Raw genomic sequence first — 16784 nt, 5'->3', positions numbered from 1 at the left:
CGGCGGACGGCCGGGTGGCGGGTCAGCACCGCCTCGATCTCACCGAGTTCGACCCGGAAGCCCCTGACCTTCACCTGGTCGTCGGTCCTGCCGAGGAACTCCAGGGCTCCGTCGGGCCTGCGGCACACCAGGTCGCCGGTGCGGTACATCCGCTCCCCCGAGGCCCAGGGGTGGGCGACGAAGCGTTGCGCGGTCAGCCCGGGCCGGTCCAGGTAGCCGCGGGCGAGCTGGGCGCCCGACAGGTAGAGCTCACCCGCCACGCCGGGCAGTGCGGGCCTCAGGTAGGGATCGAGGACGTGGGTCTGGGTGTTCCAACCGGGACGGCCGATCGGCACGGCGCCGTCGTCCCGGACGTCCCAGGCGGTCACGTCCACCGCCGCCTCGGTGGGGCCGTAGAAGTTGACCAGGTCGGCGTCGAGCCGTCGTCGGAACGACGCGGCGAGGTCCGCCGGCAGGGCCTCGCCGCTGCACACCACCAGCCGCAGTGCGTCACAGCCGGCCGCCGTCGGCTCCTCCAGGAAGACCTGCAGCATCGCGGGCACGAAGTGGGCCGTCGTGATCCGTTCGCGTTGGATGAGCTCGGCCAAGTACCGCGGGTCCTTGTGGCCTTCGGGCCGTGCCAGGACCAAGGTGGCACCGGTGATCAGCGGCCAGAAGAACTCCCACACGGACACGTCGAAGCTGGACGGGGTCTTCTGCAACACCCGGTCGCCCGCTGTCAGCGGGTAGGTGTGCTGCATCCACAGCAGTCGGTTCACGATCGCCGCGTGGCTGACCACCACGCCCTTGGGGCGGCCGGTGGAGCCGGAGGTGTAGATGACGTACGCGGCGCTCGCGGGCCGGACCGGCGCGCCCGGCGCCCCGGGACCTTCCTTCGGCTCCCCGTGCACCTGGGCCGGGTCGTCGAGGACGACCGCGGGCCGGGCGTCGTGCCGCAGGAAGGCGGTGCGCTCCGCCGGGTAGCCCGGGTCGATCGGCAGGTAGGCGGCTCCCGTCCGGTGCACGGCGCACAAGGCCACCACCAGTTCGACGCTGCGGGTCAGGGCGAGGGCCACTGTGCGGTCCGGGCCGGCGCCCTGCTGGACGAGGAGGTGGGCGAGCCGGTCGGCCCAGGCGTCGAGTTCGGCGTAGGTGAGGGTGGCGTCCTCGCCGACGACGGCGACGGCATCGGGGGTGCGCGCGGCCTGTGCCCTGACCAGGGTGGGCAGGTCGGTTACGGGAAGGTCCTGGTCGGGGCCGCGGGCATGGGCCAGGTCCTGCTGCGTCTCCTCGTCGAAGGGGCTGGCGGTGCGGGCGGTGCGCCGCTGTGGGGTGGTGGCCAGTTCGTCGAGCAGGGTGACGAGGGCTTCGCCGACGCGACGGGCGCGGTGGGCGTCGACGGCGTCGGTGCGGTGCATGACGCGCAGTTCCAGGGCGTCGTCGCGCAGGGCGGCGCCGAGGCTCAGCGGATAGTGCATGGCGTCTTCGGCGTGTTCGACCCGGACGCGGAGGCCGTCGACGGCGGTGTGTGCGTCATCCCGGTCGACGGGGTAGTTCTCGAACACCACCGCGGTGTCGAAGAGTTCCGCGACGCCGGTGAGCCGGTTCAGGTCGGCGAGGCTGAGGTACTGGTGGTCGGCGAGGGCCGACTGGTCGCCCTGGATCCTTGTGGCGAGGTCGCCGAGGGACTCCGACGCGTCGAGCCGCACGCGCACGGGCACGGTGTTGATCAGGAGGCCGACCATGGTCTCGATGCCGGGCAGCACGGGCGGCCGGCCGGAGACCACGGAGCCGAAGACCACGTCGGTGCGGCCGGTGAGCCGGGCCAGCAGCAGGGCCCACGCGGCGTGCACGGCGGTGCTGACCGTGATGCGCAGGTCCCTGGCCGTCCGCCGCAGCGCGTCGGTGGCACTGGGACTCAACCTCACGGTGACGTACGCGTGACGGGACGCCCCGGTGGGCGACTGGCTCCCGCCCGGTGCCCCGACGAGGGTGCCGCCGTCCAGCCCGGCCAGCACGTCGGCCCACACCCGTCGGGACGCCTCGCGGTCGCGTTCGGACAGCCACCGCAGGTACTCCCGATAGGGCGTGACGGCGGGCAGGTGGCCGTCGTCGCCGTCCGCGGCGTACACGGAGAACAGCTCGCGCAGCAGCAGCGGGCCGGACCAGCCGTCGAGGAGGATGTGGTGGTTGGTCACCACCAGCCGGTGGGCCTCGGGTCCGAGTCGGACCAGGGCGAACCTGATCAGCGGCGGTCGGGCGAGGTCGAACCCGGCTTCGCGGTCCGCTTGCAGCAGACGGGCCAGTTCGGCTTCCCGCTGCCCGCTCGGCAGGCCGCCGAGGTCCCGCTCCTCCCAGGCCACGTCCACGCGGCGCGGGACGACTTGGATGGGGGTGCCCTCGCGCTGGCTGTGGAAGCCGGCTCGCAGGTTCTGGTGTCGCGTCAGGATCCGCTCCGCCGCCCGGCGCAGGCCGTCGGCGCGGAGCGGTCCGTCGAGCGCCAGGACGAGCTGGACCACGTAGGGGTCCGGCTGCCCGACCCCCAGTTGGGCGTGGAAGAGCAGGCCCTCCTGGAGGGGGGACAGCGGCAGTACGTCGGCGACTGCGGAACGGTCCATCACAGGCTCCACTCCTCTTCGAGCTGGTCCAGTTCGTCCTGGTTGAGCGAGACCAGGGGCACATCGGAAGGGGTACGGACGGCGCGGGCGCCCGAGCGGGCCCGGGTGCACAGCGCGGCCAGCGCCTGCTGCCACAGGGCCGCGAAGTCGGCGACCTCGCGTTCGTCGACGAGGGCGCGCGCCCAGCTCCAGGTGACCGAGAACTCGGGGCCGTGGGGCAGGTCGCGGCAGACCACGGCCAGCTCCAGGAGGTGGGGCACGGGCATGAGCGGATCGGCGGGCGGTACGGGCACGGGTTCGGCGACGGGCATCCAGTCGGTCCCGTCGGAGATCTCGACGCGGCCCAGGTAGTTGAAGCCGATCTCGGCGCGCTGGCCGGTGAGCGGTTCACCGGCGCCCTCGGGTGCCAGGTACCGCAGCAGCCCGTAGCCGGTTCCGCCTTCGGGGCATCCGCGGAGCTGTTCCCGCACGCGTCGGGCGACGCGCTCGACCGCTTCGCCCCCGCGCAGGGCGTCCGGCGACACCGTGCCGGGGTCCAGGCGTACGGGGTGCATGCGGGTGAACCAGCCGACCGTACGGGACAGGTCGACGGCGTCGTCCCACGTCAGGTCCCGGCCGTGGGCTTCGACGTCGACGAGCACGCCGTGGCCGGGGATGCGCCGTCGGCGGCGCCACTCGCCGGTGGCGAGGGCCAGTGCGGACAGCAGGACCTCGTCGACGCGCAGCTGCAGTGCTTGGCCGGCCTCGCCGAGGGCTGCCCGGGTCAGCTCGGCGGGTACGCGGGTGTGCAGGTGGTCGAGGTCGGCGAAGGTGTCCCGTTCGGGACGGGGTTCCGCCGCGCCGAACACCGTGGGTTCGGCGGCCAGGGTACGGCGCCACCAAGCCAGTTCCTCGCGCCGGCGCGGATCGGCCGCTGCGCCGGACAGCCGTTTCGCCCAGGCCCGGTAGGGGACCGGGACGGGCGCGAGCTCCACGGCGCGGCCCGCCGCCGCGGACCGGTAGGCCGCGGCGAGGTCCGGCAGCAGGATGCGCCACGAGACGCCGTCGACGGCGAGGTGGTGCACGACGATCAGGAGCCGCCCCGGACGGTGTGCGCCGGCGTCGAACCACACGGCCTGCAGCATGGCGCCCTTCCACGGGTCCAGTCGGGCTGCAGCGGCGGTGCCTTCCTCGGCCGGGGGCGCCGCGTCCGTGGCGGTGGCGTCGATCCGGCGCAACACGGTGGCGGCGTCGACGGCGCCCTGCTCGCGCACCTCCAGGGACCAGTCGGGGCGCAGGGCCGCCCGGAGCATGTCGTGGGTGTCGAGCAGTGCTTGCAGAGCGGCGACCAGGGCGTCGTGGTCGGTCGCTGCGGGTACGCGCACCGTGGCTGACTGGTTGAACGCCTCGACGGGACCGCCGAGTTCGCGCAGCCAGCGCACGATCGGCGTGGCCGGCACGAGTCCGGTCGCGCCGTCGGGGACCCCATGTGCGCGGTGGGCGCCGTCGGTGGCTGGTCGTGCCACCCGGGCGAGGTCGGCGACCGTCTGGTGGGTGAACACGTCACGGACGCTCAGCAGCAGGCCGGCGTCCCGCATGCGGCTGACGAGTTGGATGAAGACGATGCTGTCGCCGCCGAGGTCGAAGAAGTTGTCGTCGATCCCGACGGAGTCGAGCCGCAGCAGGTCGGCGACGGTCGTGCACAGCAGGGCCTCGGTGCGGTCTCGGGGCGCGCGGGCGGCCGTCGTCCGCAACGTCGCGGGCGCGGGCAGGGCCGCCCGGTCGACCTTGCCGTTGCGAGTGAGCGGCAGTTCGTGGAGAAGGACGAACGCGCTCGGCAGCATGTGCGCCGGCACCCGCTGCGTGAGGTGGGCGCGGAGTGCGTCGTCCGTCGGCGCCGGCCCGCCGGACGCCGGAACGACGTAGCCGACGAGGGCCGGCACGCCCGGCCGGTCCTCGCTCAGGACGACCACGGCACGCGCCACACCAGGGCAGTCGGTGAGCGTCGCCTCGATCTCGCCGGGCTCCACCCGGTGCCCCCGAACCTTCACCTGGTCGTCGACACGGCCCAGGAACTCCAGTGCACCGTCCGTCCGATGGCGCACGAGGTCGCCCGTGCGGTAGAGCCGCTCCCCCGCCGTGCCGAAGGGGTCGGCGACGAACCGCTCCACCGTCTGTCCGGACCTGCCGAGGTAGCCGCGGGCCAGCCCGGGGCCGGCGAGGTACAACTCGCCCGGTACGCCGAGGGGGACGGGTCGCAGCCGGTCGTCGAGGACGTGGCAGCGGACGTTGTCCAGAGGGCGTCCGATGGGGAGCGAGGCGGCCGGGTCGTCGGCGCGTACGGTGTGCTGCACCGCCGCGAAGGTCGTCTCCGTCGGACCGTAGCTGTTGGTGAGCAGCACGCCCGGCGCGGCTTGCCGTACGCGCTCGGTGGCCTGCGGTGACATCCGCTCGCCACCGGTCCACACCTCGTGCACGCCGTCGAAGCAGCCGGGGTCCGCGGCGGCCAGCGCCTGGAACACGGCGGCCGTCAGCGCCACCCCGGTGATGCCGTGTGCCGCCACCGCGCCGGCGAACAGGTGCGGCTCGGGATGGCGTCGCCAGGGCGCGACGACGGTGCTGCCGCCGGTGAGGACGGGCACCCACAGTTCGAAGGTGGCGGGGTCGAAGGCGATGGAGGTGTGCATCAGGGTGCGTGCGGGGGCGCCGGTGGACCACCACCGGTCGGCCGCCAGGTTCACCACCGAGGCGTCGCTGATCCCGACCCCCTTGGGGGTGCCCGTCGATCCGGAGGTGTGCATCACGTAGGCGAGTTGAGCTGCGTGCCGGGGACGGCGCCTTCGCGGTGCGCTCGCCGGCGCGTGGTCGTCGGCGAACACGACCGGGACCCGGGAGCTCTCGACCGCGTCGTGGTCGCGCAGCCTGGCGTGGGTCAGCAGCAGCACCGCGCCGACCTGCTCGGCCAGGGCGCCCACCCGGGCCGGGGCGTCGTCCGGGTCGAAGGGGACGTACGCGCCACCGGCCTTGAGGACGGCAAGGGCGGAGACGACGAGGTCCCGCGAGCGCTCCTGGAGCAGCGCCACCCGCGCCTCGGAGGTGACCCCGTCTTCCACGAGCCGGTCGGCGAGCGCCTCGGCCTGCTCGTCGAGTTCGCGGTAGGTGAGGGTGAGTTCGCCGTCGACGACGGCGACGGCTTCGGGGGTACGGGCGCGTTGTGCGGCGAAGGCGTCGGTGATCGCGAGGTCCGGGTTGTCGCGTCGGGCCCCGGTGCCATGGCGGGTGACCAGTGCGCGGGCGTCCGGGCCGAGCAAGTCGACGTCCACGATCCGGTGATCGGGGTCGGCCACCACCGCCCGCAACAGCCGGTCCACCATCGCTGCGAGCCGCTCGACGGTGGGACGGTCGAACAGATCCGTGGCGTACTGCACGGCGGCCCGGCACCCCTCAGCGCCGTCGTCGACGAAGGCGAACGACAGGTCCGCCTTGGCGGCGCTGGCGTCGGGAAGGGTACGGGTGACGGTGAGCTCCCCGAGGCCGGGCAGGGGTGCGGGGGCGTTCTGCAGGGTGACCATCACCTGGAACAACGGATGGTGGCTCAATGACCTCGCCGGGTTGACCTCCTCCACGACCTGCTCGAACGGCACGTCCTGGTGCGCGAAGGCGGCGAGGTCCGCCTCCCGGGCGCGTGCGACCAACTCGACGAAGGTCGGGTCGCCCGCGGTGGACAGGCGCAGCACCACGGTGTTGACGAAGAAGCCCACGACGTCGTCCAGCACCTCGTCGCCGCGGCCGGCGACGGGTGTGCCCACCGGAACGTCGTGTCCGGCGCCCAGCCGGCTCAGCAGGGCGGTGACCGCCGCGTGCAGCACCATGAACGGCGTTGCGCCGCAGCGGCGCGCCAGGGCCCTGATCCCGTTCCACGGCCCGGGGGCAATGGCGAAGGCCACCACGTCCGCGGCATGACTCGGTACGGCCGGACGGGGCCGGTCCGCGGGCAGTGGCAGCTCGCCCGGCAGGTCGGCGAGTGCGGACGCCCAGAAGGCAATGCCCTCGTCGGGCGCGTCGTCCGCGTCGCCCCCACCCCCGAGCGCCTGCTGCCACAGCGCGTAGTCCGCGTAGTTGACGGCGAGCGGCTGCCACGGCGGCGCGTGCCCGGCAAGGCGGGCGCGGTAGGCGGTGTCGAGGTCGCGCAGCAGCGGGCCGAAGGACAGACCGTCCACGGCGACGTGGTGGAAGAGCAGCACGAGGCGATGGCGCTCGGGCGCGGTGCGCAGCAGCCATGTCCGCATCGGAGGTTCGCGGGTCAGGTCGAAGGCGTACCGCTGCGCCGCCTCGGTGTGGTGGGTCAGCTCCCGCTCGGCGACGTCACGGACCACGCTCCCGGGTCGGGAGGCGGGCCCGGCGAGGATCTCCTGGCGCGGTTCCCCGTCGTCGCCCGGAAGCACGGTCCGCAGCGGTTCGTGCCGTTGGACGAGGTCGATCAGGGCCGCGTCCAGGGCGGACCGGGACAGGGGGCCGGTCACGTCGAGGACGAGGGGGACGTTGTAGGTCGAGGAGTCGGGGTCCAGCCGGTTGAGGAACCACAGCCGGCGCTGAGCCGGGGACAGGGGGATGCGCGACGGTCGGTGCCCGCGGCGCAGGGGGGTCCGCCGTCGGCGGGCACCGGCGAGGTCTCCGGCGAGCGCGCGTACCGTCGGGTGTTCGAAGACGGTACGTGCGGGCAGGTCCCGGTCGAAGACCGAGCGGATCCGGTTGACCAGCCGCATCAGTGACAGGGAGTGTCCGCCGAGGGCGAAGAAGTCGTCGTCGGGGCCGATCCTCTCGGCGCCGAGCACGTCGGTGAACAGGGCGGCCAGCACCTGCTCGGCGCCTTCGGCGAGTGCGGTTCCGCTGCCGTGGGCGGTGGCCTGCGGCAGGGCCCGGCGATCCGCCTTGCCGCTGCTGGTGAGCGGCAGCTCTGCGAGGACGACGAAGACGGCCGGTACGAGGTGTGCGGGCAGCAGCCGGCTGGTCCAGATGCGCAGTTCTTCGGGTGTCGTGGGGGGATCGTCCTGGCCGGTGCCCGGCTCGCCCCCGGTCTGTGTCTGCGTCAGGGTCACGTAGGCCACCAGGTCCTGCTCGCGCGCGACCACGACGGCCCTGGACACCGCGGGATGACGGCTGACGACCGTCTCCACCTCTGCGGGTTCTACGCGGAAGCCACGAATCTTCAGCTGGTCGTCGGCCCGGCCGTGGAAGGTGAGCAGACCGTCGGCCGTCCACCGCACGAGGTCCCCGGTGCGGTACATGCGGCTGCCCGGAGGGCCGAGGGGGTCGGCCACGAATCCCTGTGCGGTCGCGCCCGGGGCGCCGAGGTAGCCGCGCGCGAGTTGTGCCCCGCAGACGTACAGCTCCCCCGTGACGCCGACGGGCGTCGGATTGAGCCAGGCGTCCAGCACTCGTACGGAGGTGTTCGAGCCGGGCCGTCCGATCGGGACGTCGGGCGCGGGGGGTTCGGCCGCCGCGGCGATCGAGTGCAGCACGCACCCGACGGTCGTCTCGGTGGGACCGTACTCGTTGTGGACGGTCGTGCCCGGCGTGCGCGCCAGCCACTTCTCGACCAGGTCCGTCGACAGCCGCTCACCACCGACCACCAGATCGCAGGGGTCGGCGAGCGCGGGGCCCGTGCCGTCCAGCAGCGCCAGATGCGTCGGGGTGACCTTCAGCAGGCTGTACCCGCCGTCGGGCGCGTGCGCGCCTTCCAACGGTCCGACGTCGATCCGGCCGCCGCTGACGAGCGGTGCGAAGACCGTGGTCACGGGCATGTCGAAAGTGATCGGCGAGTGCAGCAGCGTGCGACCGCCCGCACCGGGGTATGACGCCACCGCCCACGCCACGTAGTGCGCGAGGGCACGGTGCTCGACCACGACCCCCTTGGGTGTGCCCGTGGATCCGGAGGTGTGGATCACGTACGCCGGCTGGCGGGGGTCGGGCGGTGCGAGCGGCGCCGGCGTCGGCTCCGGCAGGTCCCGGTCCAGCAGCAGCGACTCGATCGGCAGCCGGTGCGCCAGTTCGGTGGTGGTCACCGCCAACGCCGACGCGGCGCCGTCGACGACGGCTGCGGTCCGTGCCGCGGGGTGGTCCACGTCGAGCGGCAGGTAGCCGGCGCCGGACTTCAGGATTGCCAGTACCGCCACGATCTGCGTCGCGCCGCGCGGCAGCAGGATCGCCACATACCGTTCGGGGCCTGCGCCCCGGTCCACGAGCGCCCGTGCCAGACGGTCCGTCCGCTCGTCCAGGGCCCGGTAGGTCAGCTCGTCGTCGTCCGCGCTGACGGCGACCGCGTCGGGCGTCCGCTGCGCCTGGGCCTTGAACGCCTTCACGACGGTGTCGTACGCCGGGCGGTTGCGGGGCCCGTCCTGGTGGCGGACGATGCGGGCGCGTGCGGGGGGTTCCAGCAGGTCGATGTCACCGAGCCGTACGGCGGGGTCGGCGACCGCCGCCGTCAGGACCTGGCGCAGCATCGTCACCACGCGCTCCGCGGTGGACCGGTCGTACATCTCGGTCGCGTACTCGACGCCTCCGGTCAGGGCGTCGTCCGTGGCGCGCAGCAGGAAGGACAAGTCGAACTTCGCGCGCCCGATCCCCGCGTCGCGCCGTTCGACGGTCAGCTCATCCAGTGCCGGCCGGGTCGCCGGGGCGTTCTGCAGGGTGAGCATCACCTGGAACAGCGGGTGGTGCGCCACGGACCTCGCCGGGTTGACCTCCTCCACGACCTGCTCGAACGGCACGTCCTGGTGCGCGAAGGCGGCGAGGTCCGCCTCCCGGGCGCGTGCGACCAACTCGACGAAGGTCGGGTCGCCCGCGGTGGACAGTCGCAGGGTCAGGGTGTTGACGAAGAACCCGATCACGTCGTCGAGCCCGTCGTCCCCGCGCCCGGCGACGACGGTGCCGACCGGCACGTCGACCCCGGCGCCGAGCCGTGACAGCAGCGCGGCCACGGCGGCGTGCAGCACCATGAAGACGCTCGCCCCGTTGGCCCGAGCGAGCCCGCGCACCCCGTCCCACTGTTCGGCCGACAGGTCGAAGGGGACGACGTCACCGGTGAGGTCGGGTGCGGCGGGCCGCGGCCGATCGGTGTGCAGGGTCACCTCGTCGGGCAGGTCCGCCAGGGTCCGGCGCCAGAAGGCCAGTTGGTCGACGAGGCCGGACTCCCGGCCCGGGGCGTCCGCCAGCCTGCGACGTTGCGTCAGCGCCCAGTCCGCGTACTGGGTCGGCAGCGGTGACCAGCCCGGGGGCCGCCCGGCGAGGCGCGATCGGTACGCCGCGTTCAGGTCCCGCAGGAGGACGTCGAGGGACCAGCCGTCGAGGGCGATGTGGTGCAGGACGAGGACGAGGGTGCTGGTGTCGTCGTGCCCCGTCAGAAGCAGCGCGCGCCGGGGCGGTTCGACCGCCAGGTCGAACGGGGTCTCGACGCACGTCCGCACCGCTGCGGCGTGCTCGTCGACGGTGGCCGCCCGCACCTCCAGCCACGGCGGAGCCTCGTCCTGGATCTGCTGGTGGGGCTCGGATCCGGCGAGCGGATAGATCGTGCGCAGGACGTCGTGCCGCTGGACGACGTCCGTCAGGGCAGCGGTGAGGGCCGGGACGTCGAGGGCGCCCTGGACGTCGAGCACGACGGGCACGTGGTACTCGGCGGAGTCCGGTCGCAGTTGGTGCAGGAACCACAGCCGGCGCTGCCCCGGGGACAGCGGCAGCACGGCGGGGCGCTCATGGCGCTGCGGAGCGCTGTGTGCCGGTGCGGCGGTCCGGAGCCGTCGGGCGAGACCGGAGACGGTCGGTGACTCGAAGAAGGCCGCGAGGGCCACCTCGACGCCGAGCCGGCTGCGGATGCGGGACGCCAGCCGGGTGGCCAGCAGCGAGTGGCCCCCCAGGTCGAAGAAGTTGTCGTCGACCGAGACCCGTTCCACCCCCAGGACGTCCGCGAAGAGTGCGCACAGGGCCTCCTCGTCCGCGGTGCCCGGCGCGCGGCTCGCCACTGCGGCGAGTTCCGGAACGGGCAGCGCCTTGCGGTCGGTCTTGCCGTGGGGGGTGAGCGGGATGGCGTCGAGTTCGATCACCACGGACGGCACCAGGTGGTCGGGGAGTTCCGCGGCGAGCGCGTCCCGCACGACGCGTGCGCCGCTGCCACCCACGACGTAGCCGACAAGGCGCGGATGTCCCTCGGGGCCGGCGACCACGGACGCCACGGCGTCCGTCACCCCCTGTTGGGCGCGCAACGACGCCTCCACCTCTCCCAGTTCGATGCGGCGCCCCCGGATCTTGACCTGGGTGTCGCGACGGCCGAGGAACTCCAGGTGGCCGCCGGGCAGATAGCGCACGCGGTCGCCCGTGCGGTACATGCGCGTGCCGTCGGCCGCCCAGGGGTCGGCCACGAAGGTGCCAGCCGTCTTGGCGGGATCGTCCAGGTAGCCGCGGCCGACACCGGTGCCGGCCACGTACAGGTCTGCGACCACTCCCACCGGTACGGGCTGGAGTTCGTCGCCGAGCACATACAGCCGGGTGTTGCGGACGGCCCGGCCGATGGGGGCGGTGGTGCGCTGCGGCGGCCGGTCGATGACGGCGTGGGTGACGTCGTCGGAGCACTCGGTGGGGCCGTAGGCGTTGACGACCGGAATCTTCGGGAAGCGGGCGAGCCAGCGTCGGCACAGGTCACCTGGTAGTTCCTCGCCGGTGACGACCAGCCACCGCAGGTGCGGCAGCGACGGCGCCGGGGTTCCGTCTTCCCACGTCTCCAGCGCGGCCCGCAGCAGCGAGGGCACCACTTCCAAAACGGTGACGTCCTCCTGTCGCGCCAGTTGGAACAGTCCGGGCGCGTCCGCCGCCAGCGCCTGGTCGACGGCGAGGGTGCGGCCTCCGACGAGGAGGGCGGTGATCATCTGCCACAGCGAGATGTCGAACGTGAGGGGTGCGTTGAGGACGACGGTGTCCTCGGCGTCGAGCCGCAGGTCCGCCACCTTGGCCAACAGGTGGTTGTTCATTCCTCGGTGGTGGACCATCGCGCCCTTGGGGCGGCCGGTCGAGCCCGAGGTGAAGATGACGTACGCCAGTTGGTCGGCCGCCGGGGACGCGACGGACTCACGGTGCTGTGCGCCGGGCACGGCCCCGGCCGGCGCGGCGAGTTCCACCACGGCGACCGGGTCGGGCGCGTCACTGGCGACGGCCGCCGCCAGGTCCCCGTACCCCGGGTCGGCCAGCAGCCAGCGGGCACCCGCCTCGCCCGCCAGGGCGGCCGACCGGCCGACGGGGGCGCCCGTCTCCAGCGGCAGGTAGGCGGCGCCGGCCGCGAGAACGCCCAGGAACGCGGTCACCGCCCAGCGGCCCCGGTCGGCCAGTACGCCGACCACGGACTCTTCGTGCGCGCCGAGGGCACGCAGCCGCCCGGACAGGTGGTCGACGTGCGCGAGCAGGTCTCGGTAGGTGAGGTCGCCGTCGTGGTCGGTGACGGCCACCGCGTCCGGTCGTTCGCCGGCCACGGACCGGACACGGGCCACCGCGTCGTCCCAGGGCTGTGGTACGGCGGTCCGGTTCCAATCGTGCAGGATCTGCCGGTGCTCGTCCTCGGTGAGGATGCGGACGTCCCCGATGCGGGTGCCGGGGTCGGCGGCCACCGCCTCCAGCAGCTGGACGTAGCGCTGGAGCAGGGCCTTCGCGGTGTCCGCCGCGAACACATCGCAGCGGTACTCCAGGCTGAGGGCGATCCCGTCGGCGGCGCCGTCGTCGGTGACGGTTTCCCGGGCGTTGAACGACAGGTCGAACTTGGCGGCGCCGGTGTGCACGGCCGTCAGGTCCAGCTCCAGACCGGCCGCGGACGGCGGCACACGTCGGGAGCTGTCCATGGCGAGCATGACCTGGAACAGGGGGTGGCGGGACGTAGAGCGGGCGGGCGCCAGCGCTTCCACCAACTGCTCGAACGGCAGGTCCTGATGGGCGTAGGCAGCGGTGTTGGCCTCGCGGACCCGGTGGAGGAGGACGCTGAACGCGGGGTTGCCGGAGGTGTCGGTGCGCAGCACCACCGTGTTGACGAACAGACCGACCAGGTCCTGGAGCGTTTCGTGGCCGCGGCCCGCGACGGGTGCGCCGATGACAATGTCCTCACCGGCCCCCAGTCGGGTCAGCAGGGCGGCGAGGGCGGCCTGGAGCACCATGAAGGTGCTGCCGTCGGCGGACCGCGCGAGCCGGGCGAGCCGGGCGTGGAGTGCCGGATCGAGGTCCGTCGCGGTGACGGCAGCGGGTGCGGTGCCGGCGCCGACCGGATGCGGGTGGTCGAAGGGCAGGTCCAGGTGGTCCGGGAGACCGGCCAGCTCCTCGGTCCAGAAGCCGGTCTGTCGGGCGACGAGGCTGTTCGGATCGGCCTCGTCCCCGAGCAGCTGACGCTGCCAGGCCGTGTGATCGGCGTACTGCACGGGCAGCGGGGCGAGAGGGGAAGCGTCTCCGGCGCGCCGCCGTTCGTAGGCGGCGACGAGGTCGCGCATCAGCGGATGCAACGACTCGGCGTCCGCTGCTATGTGATGCAGCAGGAGCAGCAGCACGTGCCGCCTCGGGGCGACGGCGAACAGCACGGTGCGTAGGGGTGGTTCGGTGGACAGATCGATGCAGTGGGCAGCGGCTGCGGCCACCTCGTCGCCCAGCCGCTCCTCGTCGACGGCGACGACGGTGAGCTCGGGGCGCGCGGCGGGCCCGGGAGTCAGGATCCGCTGTACGGGTACGCCGGCACGGTCCTCGTACAGGGTGCGCAGGGTCTCGTGGCGATCGGCGACGTCGCCGAGTGCCGCGGTGAGTGCACCCGGGTCGAGTTCCCCGTCCAGGGTGAGGACGAGCGGGATGTTGTACGCCGGGTTCGGCCCCTCCAGCCGGTGCAGGAACCAGAGCCTGCGCTGGGCGGGTGACAGCTCCGGCTCGGCGTCGCGGGGCAGGGGCACGGGGCCCTTGCGGACGAGGGCGTCCACGGCGCTGTCGGGTCCGTTCTCCCCGAGGCGCTCGGCCAGTTCACGGACGGTGGGGGCGAGGAAGACGGTGTCCATGCCGCAGCGGAAGCCGAGTTCGGCGCGGATCCGTAGGACCAGGCGGCCGGCCGACAGGGAGTGCCCGCCCAGCTCGAAGAAGCTCCGGTCGATCCCGACCGCGTCGACGTCGACGTCCAGGACCTCCGCGAAGAGGGTGCACAGCTCTTCCTCGCGGACCGTGCGGGGACCGGTGAGAGGCCGCTGGCCGGCGGCCGGCGCGTCGGGTGCCGGCAGTGCCGCCCGATCCACCTTGCCCTGCACGGTGACCGGCAGTGCGTCGAGGACGACGACCGCATGGGGGCGCATGGGCGCTGGCAGCACCCTCGTGAGGTGGGCGCGGACCGCGTCGACGTCGAGGGCACCGGGGGCATCGGGCACGAGGTAGGCCACCAGTCGTGGCTCCGGCGTGCCGTCGGTGCGCAGTTGGGCAACGGCCTGTCGGACACCCTCGAAGGACGACAGCGCGGACTCGACCTCCCCCAGCTCCACCCGGAAGCCGCGGATCTTGACCTGCTGGTCCAGGCGTCCGATGAATTCCAACTGGCCGTCGTGGCGCCATCGGACGCGGTCGCCCGTGCGGTACATGCGTGCACCGGACGACGAGAACGGACTCGCCACGAACCGTTCGGCGGTGAGCCCGGCCCGGGCGAGGTAGCCGCGGGCCAGCCCCGGTCCCGTCACGTACAGTTCTCCGGGAACTCCGGGCTGCACCGGTCGCAGGGCGTGGTCCAGGACGAGGACGCCGGCGGACGCGAAGGGCGTGCCGATCGGCACGGTCCCGTCGATGCCGGCGGTCAGCTGCGCGCTGGCGGTGCAGCAGGCGGTCGTCTCGGTGGGGCCGTAGCCGTTGAACAGGGCGCGGCCCGGTGCCCATCGGGCGACGAGTTCGGGCGAGCTGGCCTCACCGGCGAGAATGACGGTGGTGTCCTCGGGCACCGCGCCGTCGGGCAGGGCGGCGAGCAGCGCAGGCGGCAGGATGGCGTGGGTGATCCCGTGTTCGGTGACGAAGCCCGCGAACTCCGCCGTGGAGAGGTGGTGGGTGTCGGGTGCCAGGACGAGTGTCCCGCCGCTGAGCAGGGCCAGGACCAACTCCACGAAGGCGACGTCGAAGCTGATCGAGGCGAACTGGAGTACGCGCGTCCCCGGCTCGGCGGCGCAGAGCCGGTGTGCGGCCCGCGCCAGGGCCTCGACGCCCTCGTGGGTGACGGTGACGCCCTTGGGGCGTCCGGTGGAGCCGGAGGTGTAGAGCACGTAGGCCGCATTGCGCACGTCGAGCGGGGTCGGCAGCGCGCGCCCGCGGGTCGTGCGGTCGGGCGCCACGGCGAGCCGGCGGCGCACGTCGGACACGTCCAGGAGCACGGTGGGCACCCCGGCCTCGTCGGCCAGGTGCGCCGTCGCGGCCAGTGAACCCGCCGTGATCAGGCAGTTCGGCCGGGCGTCGGAGAGCAGGTGGGCGATCCGGTCCGCGGGGTACGTCGGATCGACGGGGAGGTAGGCGCCGCCGGCCCGCATCACGGCGAGCACGGCCGCCACGAGGTCGACGCTGCGGGGCAGGGCGACGGCGACGACGGCCTCGGGCCGCACGCCACGGGCCACCAGCAGGGCGGCCAGGGCGTCGACCCGGGCGTCGAGTTCCGCGTAACTGACGGATGACGTGCCGGCCAGCTCCACCGCCGGTCGGTCGCCATGGCGTGCCACGGCGTCCGCGAAGAGGTCGGGGAAGGTGCGCGCGGGTGCGGGCGGCTGCGTCGGGCTGCCCCACTCCTTGAGGGTCCGTCGGTGCTCCGGAGCCACCGTGGACAAGTCGGCGACGGTGGCTCCGGGCCGGTCGAGCCCTGCGGCGACTTCCCCGACGAGGTGGACGAACGCCTGGTGGTGACCGGTGAGCTCGTCTTCGGTGTACAGGCGCAGGTCGGCGTCGAGGTCGACGTCGAGCCCGCCGTCGGAGCGCCGGTACGCGCTGAAGTTGACGTCGTTGATGTGACGTGCCGACATGTTCCGGGAGGTCACCAGGTGCGCTGCGCCGAGGCGCGCGCCGTAGTGGAACGGGATGACGTTCACCGCGGGGCCGAGGACGGACCGGGTCATGCCTCGTTCGGCCAGCTCGCGGCGGAGCCGATCGCCGGGATAGCGCTGGTGGGCCAGTGCCGCCGTGATCTCGTCGTCGATGTGGCCCAACAGGTCCCTGACGGGGGTCCCGGGACGGATCGACAGCCGGAGCGGCAGCACGTTGACCACGGGGCCCGCCGCTTCCTTCGCCGGCTTCGTCGTCCGGGCGGTGACGGGCAGGCCGAGCACGATGTCGTCGGCCCCGGAATGCCGGTGGACCAGCACCGCGGCAGCGGCGAACAGGATGCGCGACGTTCGGGCTCCGTGGTGCCGGCGCGCCCGGTCGAGCGCGCTGAGGGCGTGTTGCGGCAGGGCGGCGCGCCGCCGTACGGGCACGGGCCAGCCCACCGGGGGCTCGCCGGCCAGCCGTCCGGGCTCGGGCAGGTCGGCGAAGCGGTCCCACCAGTACGCCCGGTCCTGCAGGAACTCGGGCGAGCGGGCGTAGTGCTCGCAGTCGTCGACGAGGGAGCGCACCGATGTGATCCGACAGGGCGGCACGGCCGTACCGGCGACGAGCGCGTTGTAGACCTCGGCGAAGCGCTCGTTGAGCAGGGCGAAGCTGACGCCGTCGATGACGATGTGGTGGTAGCCCTGGTACCAGAGGTGGGTGTCGTCGGCCACCTGGAAGATGGCGTAGGAGAACAGTCGGTCGACGGCCAGGTCGATCGGCCGGGCGAGGTCTTCGCGGATACGGGCTTCGGCGGCGGCCCGCGGGTCCGGAAGGGACCTCAGGTCGACCCAAGTGGGCTCCCAGGGGGTTGCGTCGCCGATGACCTGGCGGGGTCCGTCGGCGGTCTCGCTGAACGTGGCCCGTAGGGAGTCCACGTCCGTCACGACCTGGCGCAGGGCCTCCTCGAAGGGGGCGCGGTCGAGCGCGCCCTTGATCTCCGCACATTCGGCCACCCGGTAGACCGGGGTGTGGGGGTCCGCCCGGCAGGCCACCCAGATGGCGTGCTGGGTCGGTGTCAGGGGCATCGGTGTCGCGGCGTCGGTGTGGGGGAGATTCACAACAATCCCTCGGTTCCCTGGGGCGCGGGCAGGCCGTGGCCCTGCG

General features: G+C 73.4%; 2 protein-coding genes (1 of these 2 cut by a window edge). Both read right to left on the bottom strand.

Going from position 1 to position 16784, the window contains the following annotated elements:
* Positions 1-2597, bottom strand: partial view of an amino acid adenylation domain-containing protein gene (locus AB0E05_RS32305; RefSeq protein WP_361970410.1) — the beginning only. It extends 15247 nt beyond the left edge of the window; only the first 2597 of its 17844 coding nucleotides appear in the window; it begins with the start codon at positions 2595-2597; the stop codon falls past the left edge of the window.
* Positions 2597-16705 carry an amino acid adenylation domain-containing protein gene (locus AB0E05_RS32300; protein WP_361970408.1) on the bottom strand — a complete coding sequence of 4703 codons (14109 nt, stop codon included), beginning with the start codon at positions 16703-16705 and terminating at the stop codon, positions 2597-2599. The genes AB0E05_RS32305 and AB0E05_RS32300 overlap by 1 nt, the downstream gene beginning before the upstream one ends.
* Between the last annotated feature and the right edge of the window lie 79 nt (positions 16706-16784).

This window comes from Streptomyces sp. NPDC048057 (assembly GCF_040653095.1).
In the GTDB taxonomy this organism is placed as follows: Bacteria; Actinomycetota; Actinomycetes; order Streptomycetales; family Streptomycetaceae; genus Streptomyces.
The sequence above is the reverse complement of the archived record's forward strand: the minus strand, read 5'-3'. Positions and strand labels throughout refer to the sequence as shown.

What these genes read in the sequence shown, in the direction of transcription:
- AB0E05_RS32300 (WP_361970408.1), bottom strand. Translation starts at nt 16,705, where the DNA reads ATGCCCCTGACACCGACCCAGCACGCCATCTGGGTGGCCTGCCGGGCG.